General features: G+C 40.4%; 28 protein-coding genes and 1 pseudogene. 20 read left to right on the top strand and 9 right to left on the bottom strand.

Annotated elements, in window-relative coordinates; all coding sequences use genetic code 11:
* The 12 genes from A3GS_RS0106400 to A3GS_RS0106340 all read left to right on the top strand — a co-directional run.
* Positions 1-241 (top strand): IS30 family transposase (locus A3GS_RS0106400; RefSeq protein WP_018364597.1); only part of this gene is annotated, 241 nt, incomplete at its 5' end.
* 294 nt (positions 242-535) lie between these two features.
* Positions 536-3,205: a bifunctional acetaldehyde-CoA/alcohol dehydrogenase gene (gene adhE, locus A3GS_RS0106395; RefSeq protein ID WP_018364596.1), complete on the top strand. Its 2,670-nt coding sequence runs from the start codon at positions 536-538 to the stop codon at positions 3,203-3,205.
* Between the two features lie 189 nt (positions 3,206-3,394).
* Entirely contained in the window at positions 3,395-3,664 is a 270-nt protein-coding gene (gene rpsO, locus A3GS_RS0106390; protein WP_018164109.1) for a 30S ribosomal protein S15, read from the top strand.
* 138 nt (positions 3,665-3,802) lie between these two features.
* The gene (locus A3GS_RS0106385) at positions 3,803-4,039 is read left to right on the top strand and encodes a GlsB/YeaQ/YmgE family stress response membrane protein (RefSeq protein ID WP_018364595.1); all 237 of its coding nucleotides are present in this window, start codon (positions 3,803-3,805) and stop codon (positions 4,037-4,039) included.
* Between the two features lie 449 nt (positions 4,040-4,488).
* The gene (pnp, locus tag A3GS_RS0106380) at positions 4,489-6,678 is read left to right on the top strand and encodes a polyribonucleotide nucleotidyltransferase (RefSeq protein ID WP_018364594.1); all 2,190 of its coding nucleotides are present in this window, start codon (positions 4,489-4,491) and stop codon (positions 6,676-6,678) included.
* Positions 6,671-7,426 carry an SseB family protein gene (locus A3GS_RS0106375; protein ID WP_018364593.1) on the top strand — a complete coding sequence of 252 codons (756 nt, stop codon included), beginning with the start codon at positions 6,671-6,673 and terminating at the stop codon, positions 7,424-7,426. The genes pnp and A3GS_RS0106375 overlap by 8 nt, the downstream gene beginning before the upstream one ends.
* A 20-nt stretch (positions 7,427-7,446) precedes the next feature.
* Positions 7,447-8,070 (top strand): serine O-acetyltransferase, encoded by a 624-nt coding sequence (cysE, locus tag A3GS_RS0106370; RefSeq protein ID WP_018364592.1) that lies wholly within the window; start codon positions 7,447-7,449, stop codon positions 8,068-8,070.
* A gap of 92 nt (positions 8,071-8,162) precedes the next feature.
* Positions 8,163-9,029: a GNAT family N-acetyltransferase gene (locus A3GS_RS0106365; RefSeq protein WP_018364591.1), complete on the top strand. Its 867-nt coding sequence runs from the start codon at positions 8,163-8,165 to the stop codon at positions 9,027-9,029.
* 3 nt (positions 9,030-9,032) lie between these two features.
* On the top strand, positions 9,033-9,797 hold the full coding sequence (locus A3GS_RS0106360) for a nucleoside phosphorylase (protein WP_018364590.1): 765 nt from the start codon (positions 9,033-9,035) through the stop codon (positions 9,795-9,797).
* A gap of 362 nt (positions 9,798-10,159) precedes the next feature.
* The gene (locus tag A3GS_RS12720; RefSeq protein ID WP_018364588.1) at positions 10,160-10,327 is read left to right on the top strand and encodes a hypothetical protein; all 168 of its coding nucleotides are present in this window, start codon (positions 10,160-10,162) and stop codon (positions 10,325-10,327) included.
* Positions 10,328-10,333: 6 nt separating this feature from the next.
* Positions 10,334-11,677: a cysteine--tRNA ligase gene (gene cysS, locus A3GS_RS0106345; protein WP_018364587.1), complete on the top strand. Its 1,344-nt coding sequence runs from the start codon at positions 10,334-10,336 to the stop codon at positions 11,675-11,677.
* Positions 11,670-12,065 carry a Mini-ribonuclease 3 gene (locus A3GS_RS0106340; RefSeq protein WP_018364586.1) on the top strand — a complete coding sequence of 132 codons (396 nt, stop codon included), beginning with the start codon at positions 11,670-11,672 and terminating at the stop codon, positions 12,063-12,065. Before cysS ends, A3GS_RS0106340 begins: the two co-directional genes overlap by 8 nt.
* A 4-nt stretch (positions 12,066-12,069) precedes the next feature.
* On the opposite strand, the gene A3GS_RS0106335 is transcribed toward A3GS_RS0106340, so the two are convergent.
* Entirely contained in the window at positions 12,070-12,444 is a 375-nt protein-coding gene (locus A3GS_RS0106335; RefSeq protein ID WP_018364585.1) for a MerR family transcriptional regulator, read from the bottom strand.
* A gap of 84 nt (positions 12,445-12,528) precedes the next feature.
* On the opposite strand from A3GS_RS0106335, the gene A3GS_RS0106330 reads away from it, so the two are divergent.
* The gene (locus A3GS_RS0106330) at positions 12,529-12,900 is read left to right on the top strand and encodes a carboxymuconolactone decarboxylase family protein (RefSeq protein ID WP_018364584.1); all 372 of its coding nucleotides are present in this window, start codon (positions 12,529-12,531) and stop codon (positions 12,898-12,900) included.
* A gap of 407 nt (positions 12,901-13,307) precedes the next feature.
* On the opposite strand, the gene A3GS_RS0106325 is transcribed toward A3GS_RS0106330, so the two are convergent.
* Together A3GS_RS0106325 and A3GS_RS0106320 are read right to left on the bottom strand one after the other, a co-directional pair.
* Positions 13,308-13,940, bottom strand: a complete 633-nt coding sequence (locus A3GS_RS0106325) for a GyrI-like domain-containing protein (protein WP_018364583.1) — start codon at positions 13,938-13,940, stop codon at positions 13,308-13,310.
* Between the two features lie 2 nt (positions 13,941-13,942).
* Positions 13,943-14,461, bottom strand: coding sequence for a PadR family transcriptional regulator (locus tag A3GS_RS0106320; protein WP_018364582.1), 519 nt, complete (start codon positions 14,459-14,461; stop codon positions 13,943-13,945).
* A gap of 134 nt (positions 14,462-14,595) precedes the next feature.
* On the opposite strand from A3GS_RS0106320, the gene rlmB reads away from it, so the two are divergent.
* From rlmB to rpsI, 6 genes and pseudogenes are all read left to right on the top strand, one after another.
* Positions 14,596-15,333: a 23S rRNA (guanosine(2251)-2'-O)-methyltransferase RlmB gene (gene rlmB / locus A3GS_RS0106315; RefSeq protein ID WP_018364581.1), complete on the top strand. Its 738-nt coding sequence runs from the start codon at positions 14,596-14,598 to the stop codon at positions 15,331-15,333.
* Positions 15,330-15,842: an NYN domain-containing protein gene (locus A3GS_RS0106310; protein WP_018364580.1), complete on the top strand. Its 513-nt coding sequence runs from the start codon at positions 15,330-15,332 to the stop codon at positions 15,840-15,842. The genes rlmB and A3GS_RS0106310 overlap by 4 nt, the downstream gene beginning before the upstream one ends.
* A gap of 116 nt (positions 15,843-15,958) precedes the next feature.
* A complete protein-coding gene (locus tag A3GS_RS0106305) occupies positions 15,959-16,819 on the top strand; it encodes a DegV family protein (RefSeq protein ID WP_018364579.1) in 861 nt (286 codons plus the stop codon).
* A gap of 129 nt (positions 16,820-16,948) precedes the next feature.
* A pseudogene (locus A3GS_RS0106295) lies at positions 16,949-17,905 on the top strand (ketopantoate reductase family protein).
* A 205-nt stretch (positions 17,906-18,110) separates the two neighbouring features.
* Positions 18,111-18,557 (top strand): 50S ribosomal protein L13, encoded by a 447-nt coding sequence (gene rplM / locus A3GS_RS0106290; RefSeq protein ID WP_003063191.1) that lies wholly within the window; start codon positions 18,111-18,113, stop codon positions 18,555-18,557.
* A gap of 21 nt (positions 18,558-18,578) precedes the next feature.
* Positions 18,579-18,971, top strand: coding sequence for a 30S ribosomal protein S9 (gene rpsI / locus A3GS_RS0106285; RefSeq protein ID WP_003063193.1), 393 nt, complete (start codon positions 18,579-18,581; stop codon positions 18,969-18,971).
* Between the two features lie 106 nt (positions 18,972-19,077).
* Here the strand turns inward: rpsI and A3GS_RS0106280 are convergent, their stop codons facing one another.
* The 6 genes from A3GS_RS0106280 to A3GS_RS0106255 form a co-directional block, all read right to left on the bottom strand.
* Positions 19,078-20,295 carry a site-specific integrase gene (locus A3GS_RS0106280; protein ID WP_018364577.1) on the bottom strand — a complete coding sequence of 406 codons (1,218 nt, stop codon included), beginning with the start codon at positions 20,293-20,295 and terminating at the stop codon, positions 19,078-19,080.
* A gap of 65 nt (positions 20,296-20,360) precedes the next feature.
* A complete protein-coding gene (locus A3GS_RS0106275; protein WP_018364576.1) occupies positions 20,361-20,624 on the bottom strand; it encodes a helix-turn-helix domain-containing protein in 264 nt (87 codons plus the stop codon).
* Positions 20,615-21,214, bottom strand: coding sequence for a replication protein (locus A3GS_RS0106270; RefSeq protein WP_018364575.1), 600 nt, complete (start codon positions 21,212-21,214; stop codon positions 20,615-20,617). The genes A3GS_RS0106275 and A3GS_RS0106270 overlap by 10 nt, the downstream gene beginning before the upstream one ends.
* 121 nt (positions 21,215-21,335) lie before the next feature.
* Positions 21,336-21,947 carry a hypothetical protein gene (locus tag A3GS_RS0106265; RefSeq protein ID WP_018364574.1) on the bottom strand — a complete coding sequence of 204 codons (612 nt, stop codon included), beginning with the start codon at positions 21,945-21,947 and terminating at the stop codon, positions 21,336-21,338.
* The gene (locus A3GS_RS0106260) at positions 21,947-23,032 is read right to left on the bottom strand and encodes an AAA family ATPase (RefSeq protein WP_018364573.1); all 1,086 of its coding nucleotides are present in this window, start codon (positions 23,030-23,032) and stop codon (positions 21,947-21,949) included. The genes A3GS_RS0106265 and A3GS_RS0106260 overlap by 1 nt, the downstream gene beginning before the upstream one ends.
* The gene (locus A3GS_RS0106255) at positions 23,032-23,352 is read right to left on the bottom strand and encodes a hypothetical protein (RefSeq protein ID WP_018364572.1); all 321 of its coding nucleotides are present in this window, start codon (positions 23,350-23,352) and stop codon (positions 23,032-23,034) included. Before A3GS_RS0106255 ends, A3GS_RS0106260 begins: the two co-directional genes overlap by 1 nt.
* A gap of 295 nt (positions 23,353-23,647) precedes the next feature.
* Between A3GS_RS0106255 and A3GS_RS11595 the strand changes: the two genes are divergently transcribed.
* Positions 23,648-23,836 (top strand): hypothetical protein, encoded by a 189-nt coding sequence (locus tag A3GS_RS11595; RefSeq protein ID WP_018364571.1) that lies wholly within the window; start codon positions 23,648-23,650, stop codon positions 23,834-23,836.
* Positions 23,837-23,912: the final 76 nt, after the last annotated feature.

Genomic DNA, 23,912 nt, shown 5'->3' with positions numbered 1-23,912 from the left:
TAGCTTGTCAGACTTAAAGGGTGTGGAAGTCTATTTTGCCCACCCTTATGCTTCTCATGAAAGAGGAACAAATGAAAATTTCAATGGTCTCTTGAGAGAGTTTCTCCCAAAAGGTGTCTCTCTCAACTCACTAACGACAGAAGAACTCAATCACTACGTCTCTGCTATCAATGACAGACCTAGACGACTTCACAAGTATAAAACCGCAAATATTTTGTTTGGGCTAGCCCAAACAGCTTAACCTCTGGAACTCTAGTTATCAATGAACTTGTTGCACTTGACTTGACAAGTGGGGCGCTAAGAAAAAAATGAAAACTCTTACAAAAAATCCTTGACATTTAGGATGAATAGAGGTATTATAATTAGTGAAGAATATCACAAACAAAGGTGATCTAAATTATTTTAACCTTGGTTGATTCTATGGTTGTTTGATTAAGTTAGCAACCTTTCACCAACTCAATCTTAAATTTAATTTAAAACACTAGGATTCTTCTTAACACTTTTCTAAGAAGCACTCATGTAGGAGGATTTTTAAATGGCAAAAGAAGCAAAAGCGGAAACACTTACTACTGAAGAATTAGCGCAGCAATACACAAGCTCTCTGGTAGATAAAGCAGTTGAAGCTGAGAAGGTGTACGCAACTTACACACAAGAACAAGTTGACAAGATTGTCGCAGCAATGGCCTTGGCAGGATCTGAAGCTTCATTGGAACTCGCAAAAGAAGCTCATGCTGAAACTGGTCGTGGCATCGTCGAAGATAAAGATACTAAGAACCACTTTGCGACCGAATATGTTTACGAACGTATTAAAAATGAAAAGACAGTAGGTATTATTGGTGAAGACAAGGTTTCTGGCAGCATCAAAATTGCAGCTCCTCTTGGTGTCTTAGCAGGTATTGTGCCAACAACAAACCCAACATCAACTACTATGTTTAAAATCTTAGTAGCTTTGAAAACACGTAATGCCATTGTATTTGCTTTCCACCCAGCGGCTCAAAAATGTTCTGCTCATGCAGCCCAAATCTTGTATGACGCAGCCGTTAAAGCTGGTGCTCCTGAAAATATTGTTCAATGGATTGAAACACCATCTATCGCGAATACAAGCGCCTTGATTTCAAATAAGAACATCGCTTCCATCCTTGCTACAGGTGGTCCTGGTATGGTTAACGCAGCCCTTAAATCTGGTAATCCATCTATGGGTGTGGGTGCTGGTAACGGTGCTGTTTACGTGGATGCAACTGCTCACCTTGATCGTGCTGTTGAAGATCTTCTTTTATCAAAACGCTTTGATAACGGAATGATTTGTGCGACTGAAAACTCAGCAATTGTAGAAGCGCCAATCTACAAAGAATGGCTTGAAAAAATGCAAGCTAAAGGTGCTTATCTCGTTCCTAAAAAAGATTACAAGAAATTGGAAGACTTCGTCTTCAATGATCACCACGGTGTTAATGGGCCAGTGGCTGGTATGTCAGCACAGTGGATTTGCGAACAAGCTGGGGTAAAACTGCCAGAAGGAAAAGATGTTCTCTTGTTTGAACTTGACAAGAAAAATATCGGCGAAAAATTATCTTCAGAAAAACTTTCTCCACTCCTTTCAGTTTACAAAGCTAAAGACCGCAAAGAGGGTATTGAAATTGTGGCCGCTTTGCTTGATTATCAAGGTGCTGGTCACAACTGTGCTATCCAAATCGGTTCACAAGCTGATCCATTCGTTGCTGAATACGGTGATGCGCTTAAGTCATCTCGTATCTTGGTTAACCAACCAGACTCAGTCGGCGGTATTGGTGATGTTTATACAGATGCATTGCAAGCCAGCTTAACACTTGGAACAGGATCATGGGGGAAAAATTCATTGTCACACAATTTATCTACTGGCGACCTCTTGAACGTGAAAACTGTTGCGAAACGCCGTAACCGTCCTCAATGGGTGCGTTTGCCAGAAAAAACTTACTACGAAAAAAATGCTATTTCTTACTTGCAAGATGAGTATGAACCAATGAAACGTGCTCTCATCGTTGCTGACCCAGGTATGGTTCAATTTGGCTTCGTTGATACTGTTTACGCACAATTGGCTCTTCGTGATGAAAAAGTTGTGACCTCACTTTATGGTACTATCAAACCTGACCCAACACTTGGTCAAACCATTGAAATTGCTAAACAAATGCGCGACTTCAAACCTGATACAGTCATTGCTATCGGTGGTGGTTCTGCCATCGACGCGTCTAAGATTGCTCGTCTCATTTATGAAGTATCTCTTGATAAAGAAGATACTTGGCTTGATTCTTACGAAAACGTCAGCGAATTCTTCCTTGAATTGCAACAAAAATTCATCGATATCCGCAAACGTATTGTCAAATTCAAGCACCAAACAGCGACACGTCTCTTCTGTATCCCAACAACTTCTGGTACAGGTGCCGAAGTAACACCATTTGCCGTTATCACAGACGACTTCACACACGTGAAATACCCTCTTGCTGACTATGAATTGGTGCCACAAGTTGCTATCGTTGACCCAGAATTTGTTATGACTGTACCAAAACGTACAGCAGCTTGGTCAGGACTTGATGCTTTGTCACACGCTCTTGAATCTTACGTATCTGTTATGGCATCTGATTTCACACGCCCATGGTCACTTGAAGCGATTAAATTGATCATTGAAAACTTGGAAGATGCATATAACTATGATCCTAAGAACCCAACTCTTCGCGGTGAACAAGCTAAAGAAAACATGCACTATGCATCAACTATTGCAGGTATGGCCTTTGGTAATGCCTTCCTTGGCATCAACCACTCACTGGCTCACAAAACTGGTGGTGAATTCGGATTACCACATGGTCTTGCCATTTCAATTGCGATGCAACACGTCATTCGTTACAACGGTGTGACAGGCAATGTAAAACGCTCCGTTTACCCACGTTACGAAGAATACCGTGCACAGCGTGACTATGCAGATATCGCTCGTCACCTCGGCCTTAAAGGCAAGGACGATGCTGAATTGGTTGAAGCGCTCTGCGCACGCATTGACAAATTGATGCATGCTGTCGGTGTCGAACCAAAACTCTCTGCAAATGGTGTCACAAAAGAAGCCTTTGATGCAGCTGTTGACCGCTTAGCAAGCTTAGCCTACGACGATCAATGTACACCAGCTAACCCACGTCAACCTTACATTGCAGAACTCAAACAACTCTTGATTGATATGTTCTAATATTATTTGAAACAGGCCTGCCAGGTGCGGGTCTGTTTTGTTGCTCTACTATTTCCAAAGAAAAATCTTTGACAAACCTAGTTCACGTCTGATAGAATAGAAGTGTCGTAAAGACAAGTAACCTTTTCTTGGTTCTGGGATTCGCCAAAACCCAGCACTCGGATTAAGGATTCAGAAGGAGAATATATTATGGCAATCTCAAAAGAGAAAAAAAATGAAATCATTGCTCAATACGCACGTCACGAAGGTGACACTGGTTCAGTAGAAGTGCAAGTTGCTGTCCTTACTTGGGAAATCAACCACCTCAACGACCACATCAAACAACATAAAAAAGACCACGCTACTTATCGTGGCTTGATGAAAAAAATCGGTCATCGCCGTAACCTCTTGGCTTATCTTCGCCGTACAGACGTTAACCGTTACCGCGAGTTGATTGCTTCACTTGGACTTCGTCGTTAATTTAAGTGAGCACAATTTAGCAAATTGGCTGATAAAAAACCGTCCGAGATGAGACGGTTTTTTATTTTCCAAATGTTTAATAGTCTTGTTTCTAACGGTTTTATGTTATACTACAAGAAAATGTATGGAGGATATCATATGATTTGGTCACTAATTATAGGCGCTTTGATTGGTGCAGTTGCTGGCGCGATTACTAATCGCAGTGAGTCTCAGGGGTGTATTTTTAACATTTTTGCAGGGTTAGTAGGTTCAGCTATCGGACAAAGTTTATTTGGTTACTGGGGCCCAAGTCTAGCTGGTATGGCACTTTTGCCATCGGTCCTTGGAGCTATTATTGTTATAGCAGTGGTTGACTTATTATTTGGAAGAAAATAGTGATTTGATATCTAGGTCTACAGATAAAAACGACTTGTTGAAGGTTTTTTAGGTTAATTTTGAAAAATTGCAGAACTTGCTGACTGTAGCTGAAAAGAAGCTGACGACAAGGCTGGATCTCTCAGACCAACCTCAAAGCCACAAGCAAGTTAAGGACTCAATTGAGAATTTTACCGCTATCAGCTTTTTAAGAAGAAGGTTTTTGACTGGGCTATCAAGAATTGCAAGCCCATATTCAAAATATGCCTGAAACCGAACGACCTGAGCAAAGGTCGTTTTTTCTACCTCATTTTCCTAGAATACTACGTTCACAGTTCTGCTATTTTCTATAAAATATGTTAAAATAGTGAAGATACGTAGTTTTATGCAAAGACGAGTTTGCAAAAGCTTGCTAATTGGTCTTTGTAGAAAACAGGCGTGTCAATATTATGTTTTTAGAGGAGTCTGAAATGACAAAGCAAACCTTTGAAATGACCTTTGCAGGTAAACCATTGGTAGTTGAGATTGGTCAGGTAGCAAAACAAGCCAATGGTGCAGCGGTTATCCGCTACGGTGAGTCAACCGTTCTCACCGCAGCTGTTATGTCTAAGAAAATGTCAACAGGGGATTTCTTCCCACTTCAAGTCAATTATGAAGAAAAAATGTACGCAGCTGGAAAATTCCCAGGCGGTTTTAACAAGCGTGAAGGGCGTCCATCAACAGATGCAACCTTGACAGCACGCCTCATTGACCGTCCAATCCGTCCAATGTTTGCGGAAGGTTTTCGCAATGAAGTTCAGGTCATCAATACTGTTCTTTCTTATGATGAAAATGCTAGCGCGCCAATGGCAGCTATGTTTGGCAGCTCGCTTGCTTTATCCATCTCAGACATTCCGTTTAACGGTCCAATTGCTGGGGTGCAAGTAGCCTACATTGATGGAGAGTATATCATCAACCCAACAGCTGCGCAAAAAGAAGCTTCATTGTTAGAATTAACCGTAGCAGGTACTAAAGAAGCCATTAACATGGTGGAGTCAGGAGCTAAGGAATTGTCGGAAGACATCATGTTGCAGGCTCTACTCAAAGGTCATGAAGCGATTCAAGAACTCATCGTTTTCCAAGAGGAGATTATAGCCACAGTCGGCAAGGAAAAGGCGGAAGTGGAACTTTTACAGGTGGATCCAGATCTCCAAGCTGAAATTATCGCCGCTTATAACACGGATCTGCAAGCTGCTGTTCAAGTTGAGGAAAAGAAAGCGCGTGAAGCGGCAACCGAAGCTGTTAAAGAGCGTGTGACTACCGAGTACGAAGAACGCTATGCCGAAGATGAAGAACACGACCGCATCATGCGTGACGTGGCTGAAATCCTAGAACAAATGGAACACGCTGAAGTTCGTCGCTTGATTACAGAGGACAAGGTTCGTCCTGATGGTCGTAAGGTTGATGAAATCCGTCCATTGGATGCTGAAATTGATTTCTTACCAAAAGTACATGGATCAGGCCTCTTTACACGTGGTCAAACTCAAGCCTTATCAGTCTTGACCTTGGCGCCAATGGGTGAAACGCAAATTATTGACGGACTTGACCCAGAGTACAAGAAACGCTTTTTGCACCACTACAACTTTCCACAGTACTCAGTTGGAGAAACAGGTCGTTATGGGGCACCAGGACGTCGCGAAATTGGTCACGGTGCGCTTGGTGAGCGAGCTTTGGCGCAAGTTTTGCCAAGCTTAGAAGAATTCCCATACGCTATCCGTTTGGTTGCGGAAGTTTTAGAATCAAATGGTTCATCATCACAAGCTTCTATCTGTGCGGGTACGCTTGCCCTTATGGCTGGTGGTGTGCCAATCAAGGCACCAGTGGCTGGGATTGCTATGGGACTTATTTCAGATGGGACAAACTACACTGTCTTAACGGATATTCAAGGCCTAGAAGACCACTTTGGTGATATGGACTTCAAGGTAGCTGGTACTCGCGAAGGGATTACAGCTTTGCAAATGGACATCAAGATTGAAGGAATCACACCGCAGATTTTAGAAGAAGCTCTTGCCCAAGCTAAGAAAGCTCGTTTTGAAATCCTTGATCTGATTGAAGCGACTATCCCTGCGCCGCGTCCTGAATTGGCACCTACTGCACCCAAGATTGATACTATCAAGATTGATGTGGAAAAAATCAAGGTGGTTATCGGTAAAGGTGGCGAAACCATTGATAAGATTATCGATGAAACTGGTGTTAAGATTGACATCGACGAAGAAGGTAATGTGTCTATCTATTCATCTGATCAAGAGGCTATCAATCGCACAAAAGAAATCATTGCTGGTCTGGTTCGTGAAGCCAAAGTTGGTGAAGTTTACCATGCCAAGGTGGTTCGCCTTGAAAAATTCGGTGCTTTTGTTAACCTCTTTGATAAGACAGATGCTTTGGTCCATATTTCAGAAATTGCTTGGACCCGCATAGCTAATGTTGCCGACGTGTTAGAAATCGGTGACGAAGTGGATGTCAAGGTTATCAAGATTGACGATAAAGGTCGTGTGGATGCCTCAATCAAGGCTCTATTGCCACGTCCGCCAAAAGCTGAAAAATCAGACGATGATCACAAATCGCATAAACATCATGGTCACAAACATGACAAAAAAGATAAGGTAGAAAAACATGACTAGTAGTAATGAATTAGATATGCGCCTGCGTGCCTTCATCAATGCACCAGATAACTTTTTAGACAGTGTTGGCTTGGTTAACGCCCTGCATAATTATCCTGTTTGGGCTAGCGACCAACCTTATGCTATCGTGGTAGATGACCAAGAAGTGACCCCAGTCTTTACAGACTTGGCTGATCTTGATGCTTTTAAAAAGGAACAAGCTAGTGCTAATGACCAAAATTGGGTGGAGCGTTCTAGCTTGGTGGTTTTAGAAGAAGTCATTAATCAAGGCTTGTCAGGGATTGTTTATAATCTGAAAAAAACAGGTGACTTTGGCAACTCAACAATTTTTAAAAGCAGTGATATGATCCAATTTTTGAATAATTATACCAACATCTTGAATGCCTTGATGGGGGATGAAAATATAGCTGCGGATACTATGGATAAGTTCTACTTAGTGCCTGCTTTCGTCCACTTGAGGACAGATAAGGATTTTGACCGTATTTTTCCAACGATGTCAACACCTGAAGGAAAATCTTATGTGCCGGTCTTTTCAAATCTGCAAAGTTTTGCTAAATGGTACAATCATGACGATTTTGGAACGCCTTTTAGGCAGGCGCAAGGTGTCATCCTGCTTTGGAAGATTGATGATATTTACAAACCACGCAATGGTGAAAATGACCTTGATGAGACGTTTGGTATTGTTATCAACCCATTTGATGACCAACAGATTTTGTTAGACTGGTCAGAAATTGATGTGGAAGAATAAATTTTGAGAAAGGAGTAACTATGGGGTGGTGGAAAGAAAGCATTGATATTGTCAAAAAGAACGATCCAGCGGCTCGTAGTTCTCTGGAGGTTCTTCTGACCTATCCTGGGTTAAAGGCTCTGGCAGCCCACCGTATTTCGCATTTCTTATGGTGTCATGGTTTTAGACTGTTGGCGCGCATGCACAGTCAGTTTTGGCGCTTTTGGACACAGATTGAAATCCATCCAGGTGCCCAGATTGCGGGAGGGGTCTTTATTGACCATGGTTCGGGTTTGGTTATCGGTGAGACGGCAGTTGTTGAAAAAGGCGTCATGCTTTACCACGGCGTGACTCTTGGAGGAACAGGAAAAGATGTTGGTAAACGCCATCCGACCGTTCGCGAGGGAGCCTTAGTATCTGCTCATGCCCAGGTCATTGGTCCTATTGAGATTGGGAAAAATGCCAAAGTGGGAGCAGCTGCAGTTGTGGTTGCAGATGTTCCACCAGAAGTGACGGTTGTGGGGATTCCTGCCAAAGTTGTCCGTGTTCATGGTAAAAAGGATGATCTGGTCATTCACCAAATCGAAGAAGAGCGCGATACCAAGTATTACACGTCTAAATTAGAAGAACTGCGTGATGCCAGCTTACATTCGTCACATCTATAAAAAGTCCTACTATCATCTGGGATGGTAGGCTTTTTTTCTATTAAATTTTCTGGTAAAATAAGTTTTAATTTAAAACAGGTGGGGAGAAATCAGTGATTAAATCCAGTAATCAGTTAAATGCTCAAGAGTTAGCGGCGGCAAAAAAACTTATCTGGGACTGTCAAGAATATGATGGCAGCCACCGCGAGCCCTATTTGTCTAATGGGCTGAATTTTGACTTAAACATGCCAGCTTTTTTTCTTTATTATGAGGGAGAAAATCTATTGGGGCTGCTGACAGTTTATGCAGATGATGGTGGGGCTGAACTTGCTATCTTAGTACACCCTAATTATCGCAGACAAGGTATCGGGTGTCAGCTCTATACAGAGTTTCAGGAGAAGACCAAGTCTTATCCTATTTCCTCGGTTACTTTTCAAACCGAGCGTGTCTTTTTGAAGAAAAATCCTGATTTTGCAGCTAATTTAGGCTTGGTCGAAAGTCCTGATACTGAGACTTGGATGGGGAGAAATCAAGAGCCATATCAGTTTAGTGAGCGAACAGATGTGAGTGTGTGTTTAGCTGAAGTTAGTCACTTAGAAGCGATCGCAGAATTACAAGCTCAAGCTTTTCATGAAGAAGATGAAGGTCTGGAAATTCCCTTGCGATATGCGCGTCAAGCTCTAGAAAATGATGACAGTCGCCTCTACATTTTACTTAAAGGTGAACAAGTGGTCGCCTCTTGTACGATTGATCTCAGTTCAGCTAATAATTATCTCTATGGACTGGCTGTGTATGAAAATCTACGAGAGCAAGGCCTGGGAAGCTACTTGGTTAAGACTATCGTCAATGATCTAATCAAGGTAAATGACAAATCTTTTCAGATTGCGGTTGAAGATGCTAATGTTGGCGCCAAGAAACTCTACGAAAAGATTGGTTTTATGAAGCAGACGCAGGTTGTTTATTTGAAGTGTCAGGAGTAAGCTATGTTGTTGGAGGAATTTGAAGATATAAAGGCGGTTATTGAACCTCATGATGACGGGATCTCTGGACTTGGTGAGGTCTGCGATACTATGATTTTTTCTTTTAACGGAGAAATTGTTAATCGTATTAAATGGCTACGGGGTGTTTATGAGGGAGGTCATCTGTCCAGCCTCAACGGGAAACATCCTTGGTATATTTATGAAAAGAATAAGCAAAAGGTCGCTGTTATGATTGCAACGATTGGCGCTCCCATGGCTGTTGGACAGTTGGAGGAGCTTAAAGCCATAGGTTTTAAAAATTTTATCGTCTTGGGGTCTTGTGGAGTATTGGATAAATCTATCCAGGCAGATAAGATTATTTTACCAGCGACAGCTCTGCGGGATGAGGGAGTTAGCTACCATTATGCCCTAGCTAGCGATGAGATTAGTTATGATGAAGCTCTGTTATCGACCATGGAAAAAGCCTTGAACAAGGCAGGGATTGAGCACGTCCGAACAAAATCTTGGACGACAGATGCTTTTTATCGTGAAACGGCTGATAAGGTTAAGCGGCGTTTGGCAGCAGGTGCGACTGTGGTGGACATGGAAGCATCGGCTATCATGGCTTGGGCTCAGTTCAGACGAGCTAAAGTCTATCAGTTCTTCTACACGGCTGACTATGTAGATCACCACAATCATGAGTGGGACACACGCCATGAGGAGCGCACAGCAGATGTCATGACATTCTTTGATATTGCCATGACGATAGCGAATGGTTTGGAGAATTAGGTGGTTAATCTCAGCGATAGAAGTAAGTGTGTCTTGCAAGATCAGTCAAGGGATAAAATGAAAGTAGTAAGTTAATTTACTTGAGTTGAGATTAGCCTTATTTGGTGTGAGGAGGGCTTTATGGTATAATAAGGCTAATTGATAAGAGCGAGTTACTCCTCTAAACTGTGGTAAAGGCTGATTCAGATGAAAAATTATTTATTGATTGTGACCCAAGTGACGCTAACACTGGTTTGGTTACTGGTATCTTTGCAATTATGGATAGCAGGCAGACAGGAGGCAGCTTATGTTGTCCTAGCTTTAGGGGCTGTTTATTGGTGTTACCGTCTCTATACATTGTTGACCTCTAAGAGTGCAAAAAAATGAAATCATTTTTCAAACAAGAGGTGATTCGTTTACTGACGGCTACCTTAAGTCTGGTTTTAAGTGTCTGGCATTTTTTAGACGGACACCCATTATCAGGTTGGGGGTGGTTAGTTATCGCTCTGATTTGGAGTGTTCGCATCTATTTAAACTATCGAAAGAAGTAAAACAACATGATTAAAATTTATGATACCATGACTCGCAGTCTGCGTGATTTTGTGCCGATTCATGATAATACGGTCAACATGTATGTCTGCGGACCAACGGTTTATAACTATATTCACATTGGGAATGCCCGCAGCGTGGTGGCTTTTGATACCATTCGTCGCTACTTTGAATACCGAGGCTACAAGGTGAATTATATTTCCAATTTTACGGATGTTGACGATAAAATCATCAAAGGTGCGGCTGAAGCTGGCATGGACACCAAGTCTTTCTCAGACAAGTTCATTGCAGCTTTTATGGAAGATGTTAAGCAGCTTGGGGTTAAGCCTGCGACTAAAAATCCACGTGTCATTGATTATATGGATGAAATTATTGATTTTGTGCAGGTTTTGGTGGACAAAGGCTTCGCTTATGAAGCAGACGGCGATGTCTATTTCCGTGTTGCTAAGTCAGACAATTATGCCAAGTTAGCCAACAAAACTCTAGCAGACCTTGAAGTGGGTGCTAGCGGTCGTGTGGACGGCGAAGGCGATATCAAGGAAAATCCGCTTGATTTTGCTCTCTGGAAGTCTGCTAAGCCAGGCGAAGTCTCTTGGTCAAGTCCTTGGGGTCAAGGACGCCCCGGCTGGCATATTGAATGTTCGGTTATGGCAACGGAAATTCTCGGTGATACCATTGACATTCACGGTGGGGGGGCCGATTTGGAATTTCCACACCACACCAACGAAATCGCCCAATCTGAAGCTAAAACAGGTAAGACTTTTGCAAATTACTGGATGCACAACGGTTTCGTTAATGTGGACAATGAAAAAATGTCTAAATCCCTTGGCAATTTCGTGACTGTTCATGATATGCTGAAAACCGTTGATGGGCAAGTGCTTCGTTTTTTCCTAGCCACTCAACAATACCGCAAACCGGTCAATTTTACTGAAAAAGCGGTGCACGATGCAGAAGTCAATCTCAAGTATTTGAAAAATACCTACACTCTACCAGTGGGAGGAGTTGCTGACGCTGACCAATTAGCTCAGTTTGTTGCTGACTTTGAGACAGCTATGGATGATGATTTCAATACCGCTAACGGTATCACAGTTGTTTTTGACCTAGCTAAGTGGATTAATTCTGGGAACTATGATCAGACTGTTAAGGACACCTTTGTCAAACTTTTAGCCGTCTTTGGTATTGTCTTTGAAGAAGAGGTCTTAGATGCAGATATTGAAGCCTTGATTGAAGAACGTCAGGCAGCGCGGGCTGCGCGTGATTTTGAAACTGCAGATGCTATCCGTGACCAATTGGCAGCCCAAGGCATCAAGCTTCTTGATACCAAGGACGGTGTGAGGTGGACACGTGACTAAGGCGGTTGATGTCAATCTGATCAATGGGATTGCCCTTGCCTTTGAAGGTGATGCTATTTATTCCACTTATATTCGTAAATACCTGATTTTTCAGGGACTGACCAAACCCAACCAGCTGCACCGCAAAGCTACGCATTATGTATCTGCTAAAGCACAGGCTATGCTCATCACGAAAATGCTGGAAGCGCAGCTATTGACCGAAAAAGAAGAAGATATCTACCGTCGTGGCCGCAATGCCAACAGCCATACTAAGGCTAAAAATACCGATGTCGTCACCTACAAGATGTCAACGGGTTTTGAGGCGGTCATGGGCTATCTTCACATGACTAATCAAGTTGAGCGCTTAGAAGAGTTGATTGATTGGTGTATTGAGACAGTGGAGAGTTAAATATTCATAGGAATTCATTATCCTGCTGCGATGATGTGATATGAGAACGATAGAGTGCAGTTTTTTCGTCTAATTTCTCAATATATGTCTGGTATTGGGATAGCTGTTTCTGCAAGAACAGGAGATGGCCCTCAAGTATCTTTAGGCGTTCGGGAGCGGTTTTCTCCCCTTGATAACGGAGATCTGCATACTCTTTAATTTGCGCTAGGGGCATCCCCATATCTTTTAACCGTTTAATAAAGGCAGCGTATTCAAGGTCTTTTTCTTCAAAGTCACGTATACCATTGATACGTTTCACTTTTAAAAAGCCTTTTTGTTCATAATAACGTAGTGTCGAAGCTGAAATCCCTGTTTTTTTAGCAAATTCATTAATTTTCATTTTTTTCTTGACTTAAACCTCGCTTTAAGTTTTACACTTAGTATATCATAAGAAATTGTGAAAAAAGTGAAAAGAGGACAGACTATGACATCATCACGATTTGATATCGGACTTGCTAAATTAGAAGAAATCGAGGGTAGCTTAGGCAGACGGTTAAAAGAACAAATGGATCAACTGTCGCCTGACTTAGCTGACCTAGTGATTGAATTGTTCGGCGATGTTTACGCCAGAACAGGACTTTCTCTTAGAGAACGCGAACGGATTGCCATCTCAATCTTATTAGCTATGGGAGGCTGTGAAGATCAGATTCGCTTACATACCCATGCAGCCTTAACTGCTGGTGTTAGCAAAGCTGAAATTATTGAAATACTAATTCAAGATATCAATTACTGCGGAATTGCCAGGGTTTTAAACGCTGCCAAAGTCATTCAAGAAGTATTTCAAAGTGTTGAATGATGTCTAACGAAATCTGCATGTAGACAGATGAAGAGAAACGAATCCCTTGTTTCTCTTTTTAATTATCTTGCAAATCTATCCTAGTAAAAATCAACATCGTCTCTCAGCACAGCATCAGACTCACTGGAGAATAAAGAGATTTTAGGACTGTCATCAAATTTTGAAAGCATCATAAAGACCGATTTTCAAAATAAATCGGTCTTTTTATAATCTTATACTGTCTGATGGACAAATCCTACTGATTTGGCTACTTTTGTTAAATTATGGCATTCAGAACAAAGAATAAGTACCTGATGTGGAGCCTTGTTTTTGTCTTTGAGTGCTTGCTTTAATTCCTCAACTTGAGTGGGGGTGAGTTCGTTTTCCATAAGGACTGTTATATTGCTATTTTTGATTTTTGTTAAGTGTTAGACTTTCTTAATCGGATGTCGAAGGACTGTTTTTAATTTTTCTGCTGCTGTTTTACGAACATCCCCTAGGTAAATTTCATGGTGCATACGCTCAAGCGTGATGTCAAGAACATAACCTTCTTCTTCCATAAATTGATGCATGGCTTCAACGGTTTTAGGTTCATCATTGTAGGGGCCAACATGCATGCATTGGGCACACAAGCCTTCATCATAGGTGAAAAATTCTACCTTAGAAAAATCTCGTTTTTTCTTTTTGCGTGCCTGACTAATAGCCCAATCAACATTATCTTTGCTTACAAAATCAGGCAGACGAATGACTGAGATAAAAGAAAACTGCTCTTTATGCCCATAATCAACGTCTTCCCTATCTTCCTGCCACCAAAAACCTTCAAGAGGCGGGACAACATAGTCAAAAAATCCCTCTATCTTATAGTCAGTCTTATGGCTCATCTTTAGGGTATAGGCAACCCCATACAGTAACTCAATAGACTCTTTATAGGCGTTGTCTTCTTGATTAGGATCTCCCGTTCCGCGAACGGCTAGATAGTTCATTTTAGGGATAGTGATAATGCTTGGTTTTGTCTTAGGTTGGTAGAATTCTTTAAATTCCTTTTTGAAATCAAAAGCCATTTTTAGTTCTCCAGTTTCTGTAATTCTTGTTTGATCCAGTCAAGTTCAGCTTCTATCAGTGTCTGACCAAGACTGAAGAGTTGTTGGGCGATGGGAGCCTTATGCTGCTCCTTACTTTGTTTGTTTTGCATATCTGCAAGATCGTCCTCTAGCTTTTCCTTTCGCTTGGAAAATGCTGCGCGCAGCTCTTTGTCATCTAAAAGATAGGCAGTTGCCAGTCCCGTCATCAGGTGAGCGTTAGCTGGCCTGCGCTCGCTAATGAGTTTCTTAGAATTTGCTTTTAAGGCCTCCAGTCCTTCTTTGGTGATTTGAAATTCCTTTTTCTCCTTTCCTTTGCCGGAAGTAGCAGTTGCCAGTCCTTTCTTCTCTAATTTATCAAGAACATAATAAATCGATGAGAAGCCAACCTCTGTCCATGTGCGCATGCCGCGTTCTTTGATGACTTGCTCAATATGATAGCCGTGTTGTGGCCCCTCAAGCAAAATACTAAGAATCAATTGTTCAGTCAGTGAAATGGTCATATAAGTCCCCCTTTTTATTCTAGTGCTAGAATAATGGTGTTCTACCACTAGAATACTATCTTGTCAACTTGAAATCTTTTTTATTAAGCAAGCTCTGCTTTTCATGCTATAATAACATCATGAAAGAAAAACGAATGAATCAAACTGAGAACACTGATATGGTCTACGGCGTCCATGCTGTAACTGAAGCACTCCAAGCCAACACCGGCAATAAACTGTATATTCAGGATGACCTGCGTGGAAAAAATGTAGACAAGATCAAGGATCTGGCAGCTGAGAAGAAAGTCTCTATCTCTTGGACACCCAAAAAAACACTTAGTGATATGACAAATGCTGCTGTGCATCAGGGCTTTGTCTTGCGTGTGTCCGACTTTGCCTATGCTGAATTTGAGGCTATTTTGAAAAAGGCAGAGCAGGAAGAGAATCCACTAATTTTAATTTTAGATGGTCTCAATGATCCTCATAATTTTGGCTCCATCTTGCGGACAGCTGATGCAACTAATGTAACTGGTATCATCATTCCTAAACACCGTGCTGTTGGCGTGACACCTGTTGTTGCTAAGACCTCAACTGGAGCAGTAGAGCATGTTCCTGTTGCCCGAGTGACCAATCTCAGTCAAACCTTAGATAAGCTAAAAGAAGCTGGCTTTTGGGTTTTTGGAACCGACATGAACGGCACTCCATCTCACAAGTGGAATACTGCAGGGAAACTGGCGCTCATTATCGGCAACGAAGGCAAGGGCATTTCGGCCAATATTAAAAAGCAGGTTGATGAGATGATTACCATTCCTATGGCTGGTCATGTTCAAAGCCTTAATGCCAGTGTTGCGGCGGCTATTCTTATGTATGAAGTTTTCCGTAACCGCCTATGAAGAAGAAAATTTTACTGGTTGATGGCTATAATATGATTGCCTTTTGGAAGGAAACCCAGCACCTCTTCAAGACTAATCGCCTAGATGAGGCCCGGGAAATTTTGCTGCGTAAACTTCATAATTACGCCAATTTCGAGAATATTCATATCACTTGTGTTTTTGATGCCCAATATGTGCCAGGCCTCCGTCAGCGCTATAATCAATACAAAATTAGTGTGGTCTTTACTGAAGAAGATGAAACAGCTGACACTTACATTGAACGTACGGCCGCTGAACTCAATACAGCTACTAATCTAGTTGAAGTAGCTACTAGTGACCTCAATGAACAGTGGACGATTTTTGCACAAGGAGCCCTTCGTGTATCTGCTAGAGAATTGGAGCAGCGTGTCAATACAGTCAAGTCTGACTTGGATAAGATGTCTAGTCAAATTGATTTGACAAAGCCGAAACTACGTCCGTGGGATGACAGCCAGATTTCAAAACTTAAAGGTTTATTAGATGATTTATAATTTTCTTAAGGGAATTCGCCAAGTGCGGATTTTTTTGTTATAATAAACAAAACTAATTTGAAAATCAAACTAGTTTGTTTGCTAAAATAAATACAAAATGAACGAGAGAAAAGGGAATGTCTTTTAAAATTATAACAGATTCTACGGCTGACCTGGATGAAAATTGGGCTCAAGCCAATGACGTCGATATATTAGGTTTGACAATTACACTTGAAGGGGTGACTTATGAAACAGCTGGCCCCAATCGTCTAACCAGTAAAGTGCTACTAGAGAGCATGAAAAATGGAGGTAAACCGACAACTAGCCAAGTCAATATCGGTCAGTTCCAAGAATCCTTCCGACGTTATGCCCAAGCAGGGGAGGCAGTGCTTTGTCTAGCGTTTTCTTCAGTTTTGTCTGGTACTTACCAGAGTGCAGTAATGGCGCGAGACTTGGTTTTGGAGGAATTTCCGGAAGCTGTCATTGAGATTGTTGATACACTAGCGGCGGCTGGTGGTGAGGGCTATCTCTCTATTTTGGCAGTAAAGGCTCGCGATGAAGGAAAGAGTCTTGCAGAAACTAAGGCGATGATTCTTGACGTTATACCACGTTTACGAACCTATTTTCTAGTGGATGATCTCTATCATCTTATGAGAGGTGGACGTTTGTCAAAAGCTTCCGCTTTTATGGGAAGTTTGGCTAACATCAAACCTTTGCTCTGGTTGGCAGCGGACGGCAAGCTGGTTCCCCTAGCTAAAATTCGTGGCCGCAAAAAAGCCATGAAAGAAATGATTGCTCATGCCAGTCAAGATATCGCTCATAGCACTGCCATTGTTGCCTATGCCAATGACCTAGAATCGGCTGAAAAATTGAAAGCTGATCTCTTGGAAAATCCAGCTATCACTAAGGTGCTTATTATGCCGCTGGGACCAGTTATTTCTGCCCATGTTGGGCCAGGAACATTAGCCGTCTTTTCAATCGGAAAAGAAGCAAGATAACAGAGAAAGGTTAGAATAGTAAGTTCTAACTTTTTTATTTATAGCTAGCCATAAGAAAATTCTATGTCTGATTTTCTTCATATTCGACTGATGAAGTGGTATAATTTAAAGATCAAAGGAGGGAAAGACATGGCTTTGACTTATGCTGTACTTGGAAGTGGTGCAATGGGACTACGTTTTGGGCTGCTGTTAAAAGAACACCTCGGTGCTTAAGTGGATTTTATTGATACCTGGGAAGAGCAAATCGACACGATTAGAAAACAAGGTGGTGTTTATCAATCACGTGATGGTAAAAATCGTCATCTGATTCCAATTAGCATTCAGACACCAGAAGAATACCAAGGAAAACCAGATGTTTTTATCATTTTTGATAAACAAATGCATTTGTCGCAATTACTCGAACGAAGCAAGCATTTCTTCTACGAAAATCAATATGTTTTCACAGGAATGAACGGCATGGGACATATCGAGAAAATCAATCGCTATTTTGAGCCTGAAAAAGTTTTAGCAGGAACTTGTCTGGTTGGAACGGTCTTGAAAGACGCAGGAAATGTTGATTTTATTGGAAAAGCAGGTGCTGGTTCTATTAATATTGCCGCGCAATCAGGACCGGTCGATGATGTTCAAAAGCAGATAATAACTGAATTTGAAGCCTCAAATCTCAATCCAAATCTGACTAATAATTTTTTAGGAACACTTTACACAAAAGTTGTGTTCAATTCTGTCATCAATACCATTTGCACCCTTTTTGAAATTCGTATGGGACAATTCATTGACTACGAGGGTGCCGAAAAATTAGGACGTCAATTAATTGATGAAGCTTATGACATTGCCGAATTAGCGGGCATTACTCCTCTGAATAGTCGTGATGAAGAATGGGAAACCATTCGGTATGTTAGCGCGGAAACAAGCCCTCTGCATTATCCGTCAATGTACCAAGATATGAGCAAAGGACGCCAGACAGAAGTTGATTATATCAATGGTTATATCTATGATTTAGGCAGGACTTATGATTACCAAGCCAAAACGCATGACTTTCTACGCCACTTAGTTCACTTAGCAGAAAATACCCGTAAATTCCGCTAAGCGTTTTCTATGAAAAAGAAGAAAAATCACTAAAAAACTTAGAAAAGATGGTAGGTAAGTGTTGACTTGGTACCACTTTTTTTGGTATCATATTAAACGGTATTGTTTACCCCATTTGAAAGGCCCCGGAACCTTCCAAATAACTTTTGGTGGGACGGAACACCCACCACCCGTAAACAAAAACGAACTATATATAGGAGAACTCATGAACAAAACAACATTTATGGCTAAACCAGGCCAAGTTGAACGTAAATGGTATGTCGTAGACGCTACTGATGTACCACTGGGACGTCTTTCTGCAGTAGTTGCTAGCGTACTTCGCGGAAAAAACAAACCAACATTCACACCACACACTGATACAGGTGACTTCGTTATCGTTATCAATGCTGAAAAAGTTAAATTAACTGGTAAAAAAGCAACTGATAAAATCTACTACACTCACTCAATGTATCCAGGTGGTTTGAAACAAATTTCAGCTGGTGAACTTCGTTCTAAAAATGCTGTTCGCTTGATTGAAAAATCAGTTAAAGGCATGCTTCCACACAACACTCTTGGACGTGCACAAGGCATGAAATTGAAAGTCTTCGTAGGTAGCGAGCATACACACGCTGCACAACAACCAGAAGTACTTGATATCAAAGGACTTATCTAAGAGAGAAAGGAGCATCTATTAATGGCACAAGCACAATACACAGGTACTGGTCGTCGTAAAAACGCTGTTGCACGCGTACGTTTAGTTCCAGGTACTGGTAAAATTACAGTTAACAAAAAAGATGTAGAAGAATACATCCCACATGCTGACCTTCGTCTTGTTATCAACCAACCATTTGCAGTTACATCAACTGAAGGTTCATACGACGTTTTCGTTAACGTTGTAGGTGGTGGTTACGCAGGTCAATCAGGAGCTATCCGTCACGGTATCGCTCGCGCATTGCTTCAAGTAGATCCAGATTTCCGCGATTCATTGAAACGCGCTGGTCTTCTTACACGTGACGCTCGTATGGTTGAACGTAAAAAACCAGGTCTTAAGAAAGCTCGTAAAGCTTCACAATTCTCAAAACGTTAATCAATACGATTATATCAACGTTTCAAAGCACTCAAGAGTTTACCTCATGGGTGCTTTTTTTATGTTTTTTGAAAAAGTTCACCTCAAAGTTTACCTTATTTTAACCTTATTGTTTTAGAGACTTTAAGGCAAATTCACCGACTGCCATAGGGACTACATTAGAAGTATTGACATAAATCTGTGTTGTACCTGTGTCGCTATGTGTTAGAGCTTCGGAAATAGCTTCTAAGCTCATTCCTGCCTGTTTAGCGAGTGTTGCTCCCGTATGACGTAGTTTATGTGGTGTAGCGTGTGTAAGCTCTGGGTGTCGCTTTCTGATAGTTTTCATCTTATTATTGAGATAGTCAGAGTGTAAAGGTTTATTGATATTTCCTCTGGTATCTATGTAAGTGAAGATGAATTGTTCTGGATTAGTGATGATACCAAACTTTGCTAGTTCATATTTTTGTTGTTTTTTCCATAAGGTTAGAAGTTGAAGCAAGTCGCTAGAAATAGAAAAGATAGTTTTTTTATTTCCTTTGGTAGATTTTACTTGTCCATATCTATCTAAAGCCTGAATTAACTGAATCTGAGATTTTGAAAAGTCGACATGTTTCCACTGGAGAGCATATGTTTCTGATTTTCTATCTCCAAGGAAAAAAGTGAGATAGAAAAGGACGTAATCTTTGAGTGATATTTTATCGTTTTCTAAATCTTCTTTAAAAGCTGAGAACCATTCTTGGAGTTGCTCATGAGTTAAATATAAATCTTCATCACGTTTTGATTCTGCAAGTTGAATTTTTTTAACAGCCTTAATTCGTCTTAAAGTTTTTGCAACTCTATTTGCTTCAATATATTCAAGTTCTTCTGCCCAATCAAAAATAGAAATAACGTAACTTCGTAAAGTTTTGAAGTTGGCATATTCGTTGGCTTTTGCCGTCATCAAATTTAGAATAACCTGTTTATTTTGGTTTAAAAATTGAATCGTATAGTTGCCAAGAAGTGGTAGTATATGCTTTTCAAAACATGTTTTGGTATTAGCAATTGTTGACCTGCTTGGTGGCTTCGAAGTAGATGTAGTTTGTCCTGCTTTGTAGGATTCCCACCAAATATTATTATAGAAGTCCGAGAAAAGAATATCTTCTTTTCCTAGTCCCGAAAAGACGTTATCTTCAATTTGGTTTAGCTTCGTCAGTAGGTCTATCTCTGCTTGTCGTGCCTCTTTTCTTGTTTTAAATCTCTTATCATAATAGTTATTGTTAACGATACCAAGAGGCATTCGTGCTTCTAATGGTATATAGACTTTTAAGCGGTAAGTTCCGTTTTTTGTCTTACTGATAGTCATGATATTCTCCTTTATATCGAACCAGAAAATATCATGACCATTATAAAATAAAAATCTTGATTTTTCTAGTTGTTACTGTTTAGCCAGCGGTCAATAGCGTCTTTGTGGAATCGAATTGTTTTTCCAATTTTGATTGATGGAAGCCCCCTTTGAATCCATGAATCAAGAGTATTGTTGGAAATTCCTAAATAGTCGCAAGTCTGTTGTTTGTTCAAATAGGGACAACTTAAAGTATTTTTTTCTATTTGCTGTTCAATTTCTTTTTGGATAAGGTTTGATAGCAATAGTTGAATCTGATGAATCTGTTCATCAGGAAGAATCACTTGCATTTATTATCCTCCTTCTTATCTTGGTTTCTCATTGGATTGCATCGACGTGAATCCAAATACTTAGCAAAAAAGTAGGTACGCTCAATGATAAGTCCAAGAAGTGGTGTGTGATTAGCTCGTGCATACCAGACGAGTTCTTCAAACTCTGTGAAGTCATTCCGCTCAATAATATCCACAACTTCATGCATGAAATCATCTGAGTTATTTTCTACAAGAAATTTATCAAGATTAAAACCACATCCAACTTCAATATCATCTATATCATATTGAGTTTTCTCCTTATTTTCGGCATGAATGAAGTAGTCAAAAAGTCCTTTGGGTGATTGTACGATTTCTACATGAGCAGGGCCATTCAACTTGTCCTTGATTAGCTCAGAAACTTGTTTATAACTTTTGAGAGAATCAAAGAAGAAAGCTCCGTGTTTGTGAGGTTTTTTCAGTTCCCCAGTTTGTCGATTAATATCCTTATCGTGCCAAGGACTCAGGACGAAGGGGATGTGTAGTTCTTCAAGAACTTCAAGGTAGTCAGCAGGGGCACTTTCTTTGTAAAAAAGGAATGTCCACTTGCTAGAGCGTTGTTCTTTTGTCATTTTGATACGCCTTTCTGATTACTGATTATAGGATAATTGGGGGTCGTAGTAACCCCAATTATCTTGGAAAATGCTAGAAGGGGCTATCTGGCTACTGCTTAACGCAAGCCATAGCCCCTTTTTATCGTTTTTTACCAACTAACCATAGCTTATTACGAATCCGATTAGGTGCTGAAAAGTAGTAGTCAGGATGTTGACTCGAAACCTCTTCTTTCAGTTGAGAGGTCATGTCAGCCAAAATTTTTTGCCCCTGCTGGTCTCTAGGGACTTTGACAAAAACCGTCACATCATCTTTTCGTATGTCTACGATACTCTTATGTGCACAGTGATTAAAACTACTATTTATGGGATTGAAGGTAGTTATATTCTGATTGTCAATCGTTGTTACTTTTTCTGATTTTTCACGTTGCGTTAAAAACTGACGAAGTTTGAATGTAAAGTATACGGACTTAAAATAGTTGAATAGACTATCAAATCGAAATCGATTCAGAATTTCAAATATTACAGAAACAAATAGTGTAAATAAAAGGAAGGACATTGCTGTATAAGAATATTTGCTTCCTAAATCTAAATAGCCATTGAACTGGGAGAGGTCAAAAAAACTGAGAGGATTTAGTTTAAACTGATTTGATAGAAAATCCAGAGACCATCCTATAAATCCTGCTAGAAATGAAACTAGAATTAGATTGATATTGAGGTTGAATGTCCTCATGAAGTAAGATTTTTTCATCATTAAAGAATTCCTTTCTTTGTGTAATATGTTGGACATAGTAGTGGAAGCACTTGATAAGGATGTTCGTTATCAATCACTTGAATCAGACCTGTTCCATGCCCAATAGGGATAACAATACCTTCTGGGTCGAGGTCAGGGAATAGAAATTGTGTTGTCTTCTTGTTAATGTTGCCAATCTGGATGAGGACATTAAGTTGTTCACGAACAGAAATGGGAATCGTAGTGTGGTCGAATCTTTGTGAAACAAGTAACAAATGAAGTTTTGTAGCACGTCCGAGAAGTGCGATAGAAGATAAGAGTGAGAAAAACGATTCTTTAATCGTCTTATTGACTCCCTCGGATAATGCAAGAACTTCATCAATCACAATTGTCATATGGCTGAATTCATGTCGTGGATTCTCGTATAGGATTGCTTGACGTTTGTGAATCAGTTCTAGACATTGACTTAATTTCTCATTGATTTCTGATACAAAGTCGGATTTAGAGCGATTTTCAACGGGGTGAAGCACTGCAATTTGATGTTCACGAGCCCAACGACTAGGTGTGTCAAATTTTGGGTCTACGATAATTAAATCAGATTGATGTTTGAGTACACTCAGTAAATAGGTGAGAGCATAGGACTTACCCGAACCACTATTCCCACAGATTGCCATGTGATTAACCTTATCAAGATTGAGAGTAAAATTTTCCATAATTGGAATTTGATTTTTGGGTAAACTTGTTGTGTATCTATCAAGGTCAGGAATGACCAATCGTTTTGAAATTCCCACCTTCCACGGAAAGAAGAGTCCTCGTTGAACATGAATATCATCCGTTTTTAGAGGGACGAAGTAAGTCGCATTCTGTTTCAATAGTGTATAATGTGGGTATAGTGATGCGTTAGCAATCAAAAAGATTTTATTATAAAGCTCATCGTCTAAAATATATGCACAAGGAAGCCGTGGTATGAAGATGAAACCGTCCTCTTGAATGACAATGTTAAAACTGTTGGTATAACTTGTTTCGCCTTGCATCAAGGCTCCAAGAGCCATATTAAGGCTCTGGAGCAAGTATGATTGCAAGACGGCATCTGCTTTAGATACCATTATTTGACCTCCTTAATACCATCAGCTTTAAAGTAAACGTTGTAGCGTACTTCAACGGCTTGAAGGTTATCGAATTGAATCAAACTCATGAAATCAGGTAGCTTTATTTTGTCTTCAAACTTAACTTGAAACGGTTCGAGTCCTTCTTGAATGAAGGTTGCCTTGTAAGCGATGATTTCGCCAGTAGGCTTTCCATCCTCAAAGAGCTGTTGTGGTTCAAGTTCCGTACTCAAACTATGAATAGGTTTTGTAGGGTTCACATATTGTGATGCAGTTGCGACAGAGTATCCACCCTGTCTATGTTTGGTTTTAATTGTCATATTTAATTCCTCCGAATGGATGTTTAGATGATGCCCGTTTTAAGTCGTGAGCGTGACCGTCTTAGCTAAGGACATTTTCATTTTATTCTGTATTGAGATATAAATATATAACTTGCTAAGTCACTATGAACAGAGTTGAGCAGACAAGGTTTTTGAAATAATTTCGTAAAAATTGTGTTTCAAAATGACTTCAAAAATGACTTGATAGGTTATTTTTTAATTTTTAATGTATTAAATTTTTTTATGCAACTGTTCATGGTATAATAGACTTGTTGAAAACATTTACAAGGAGACTATGAACTTGATACCATTAGCAACAAGCAACAAGCAACAAGCAACAAGCAACAAGCAACAAGCAACAAGCAACAAGCAACAAGCAACAAGCAACAAGCAACAAGCAACAAGCAACAAGGTAGTTTTTGCCTTTTTTCAGCATGTAAAAAAGCACCTTCTGTATGTAAAGGAGGTGTTTTCTAATGCGTGAAAACTTTATTGAACGCCCTCATAAGAATGAGAAGGAGGGAGCAATTGCATATGTTCAGGAATTGCTAAAACAGGCT

Source organism: Streptococcus caballi DSM 19004 (assembly GCF_000379985.1).
GTDB lineage: Bacteria > Bacillota > Bacilli > Lactobacillales > Streptococcaceae > Streptococcus > Streptococcus caballi.
This window is presented reverse-complemented; position numbering and strand designations above follow the sequence as displayed.

Bases quoted from the DNA above. Each gene is read 5' to 3' on its own strand.
- A3GS_RS0106360 (WP_018364590.1), top strand. From the start codon at position 9,033: ATGTTGTTGGAGGAATTTGAAGATATAAAGGCGGTTATTGAACCTCAT.
- A3GS_RS0106255 (WP_018364572.1), bottom strand. From the start codon at position 23,352: ATGACAATTAAAACCAAACATAGACAGGGTGGATACTCTGTCGCAACT.
- A3GS_RS0106335 (WP_018364585.1), bottom strand. From the start codon at position 12,444: ATGAAAATTAATGAATTTGCTAAAAAAACAGGGATTTCAGCTTCGACA.
- A3GS_RS0106310 (WP_018364580.1), top strand. From the start codon at position 15,330: ATGAAGAAGAAAATTTTACTGGTTGATGGCTATAATATGATTGCCTTT.
- A3GS_RS11595 (WP_018364571.1), top strand. From the start codon at position 23,648: ATGAACTTGATACCATTAGCAACAAGCAACAAGCAACAAGCAACAAGC.
- rplM (WP_003063191.1), top strand. From the start codon at position 18,111: ATGAACAAAACAACATTTATGGCTAAACCAGGCCAAGTTGAACGTAAA.
- A3GS_RS0106260 (WP_018364573.1), bottom strand. From the start codon at position 23,032: ATGGTATCTAAAGCAGATGCCGTCTTGCAATCATACTTGCTCCAGAGC.
- A3GS_RS12720 (WP_018364588.1), top strand. From the start codon at position 10,160: ATGAAATCATTTTTCAAACAAGAGGTGATTCGTTTACTGACGGCTACC.
- cysS (WP_018364587.1), top strand. From the start codon at position 10,334: ATGATTAAAATTTATGATACCATGACTCGCAGTCTGCGTGATTTTGTG.
- A3GS_RS0106320 (WP_018364582.1), bottom strand. From the start codon at position 14,461: ATGACCATTTCACTGACTGAACAATTGATTCTTAGTATTTTGCTTGAG.
- A3GS_RS0106375 (WP_018364593.1), top strand. From the start codon at position 6,671: ATGACTAGTAGTAATGAATTAGATATGCGCCTGCGTGCCTTCATCAAT.
- adhE (WP_018364596.1), top strand. From the start codon at position 536: ATGGCAAAAGAAGCAAAAGCGGAAACACTTACTACTGAAGAATTAGCG.
- A3GS_RS0106330 (WP_018364584.1), top strand. From the start codon at position 12,529: ATGACATCATCACGATTTGATATCGGACTTGCTAAATTAGAAGAAATC.
- A3GS_RS0106270 (WP_018364575.1), bottom strand. From the start codon at position 21,214: ATGACAAAAGAACAACGCTCTAGCAAGTGGACATTCCTTTTTTACAAA.
- A3GS_RS0106325 (WP_018364583.1), bottom strand. From the start codon at position 13,940: ATGGCTTTTGATTTCAAAAAGGAATTTAAAGAATTCTACCAACCTAAG.
- rlmB (WP_018364581.1), top strand. From the start codon at position 14,596: ATGAATCAAACTGAGAACACTGATATGGTCTACGGCGTCCATGCTGTA.
- A3GS_RS0106305 (WP_018364579.1), top strand. From the start codon at position 15,959: ATGTCTTTTAAAATTATAACAGATTCTACGGCTGACCTGGATGAAAAT.
- A3GS_RS0106275 (WP_018364576.1), bottom strand. From the start codon at position 20,624: ATGCAAGTGATTCTTCCTGATGAACAGATTCATCAGATTCAACTATTG.
- cysE (WP_018364592.1), top strand. From the start codon at position 7,447: ATGGGGTGGTGGAAAGAAAGCATTGATATTGTCAAAAAGAACGATCCA.
- A3GS_RS0106385 (WP_018364595.1), top strand. From the start codon at position 3,803: ATGATTTGGTCACTAATTATAGGCGCTTTGATTGGTGCAGTTGCTGGC.
- rpsI (WP_003063193.1), top strand. From the start codon at position 18,579: ATGGCACAAGCACAATACACAGGTACTGGTCGTCGTAAAAACGCTGTT.
- A3GS_RS0106280 (WP_018364577.1), bottom strand. From the start codon at position 20,295: ATGACTATCAGTAAGACAAAAAACGGAACTTACCGCTTAAAAGTCTAT.
- A3GS_RS0106265 (WP_018364574.1), bottom strand. From the start codon at position 21,947: ATGATGAAAAAATCTTACTTCATGAGGACATTCAACCTCAATATCAAT.
- pnp (WP_018364594.1), top strand. From the start codon at position 4,489: ATGACAAAGCAAACCTTTGAAATGACCTTTGCAGGTAAACCATTGGTA.
- rpsO (WP_018164109.1), top strand. From the start codon at position 3,395: ATGGCAATCTCAAAAGAGAAAAAAAATGAAATCATTGCTCAATACGCA.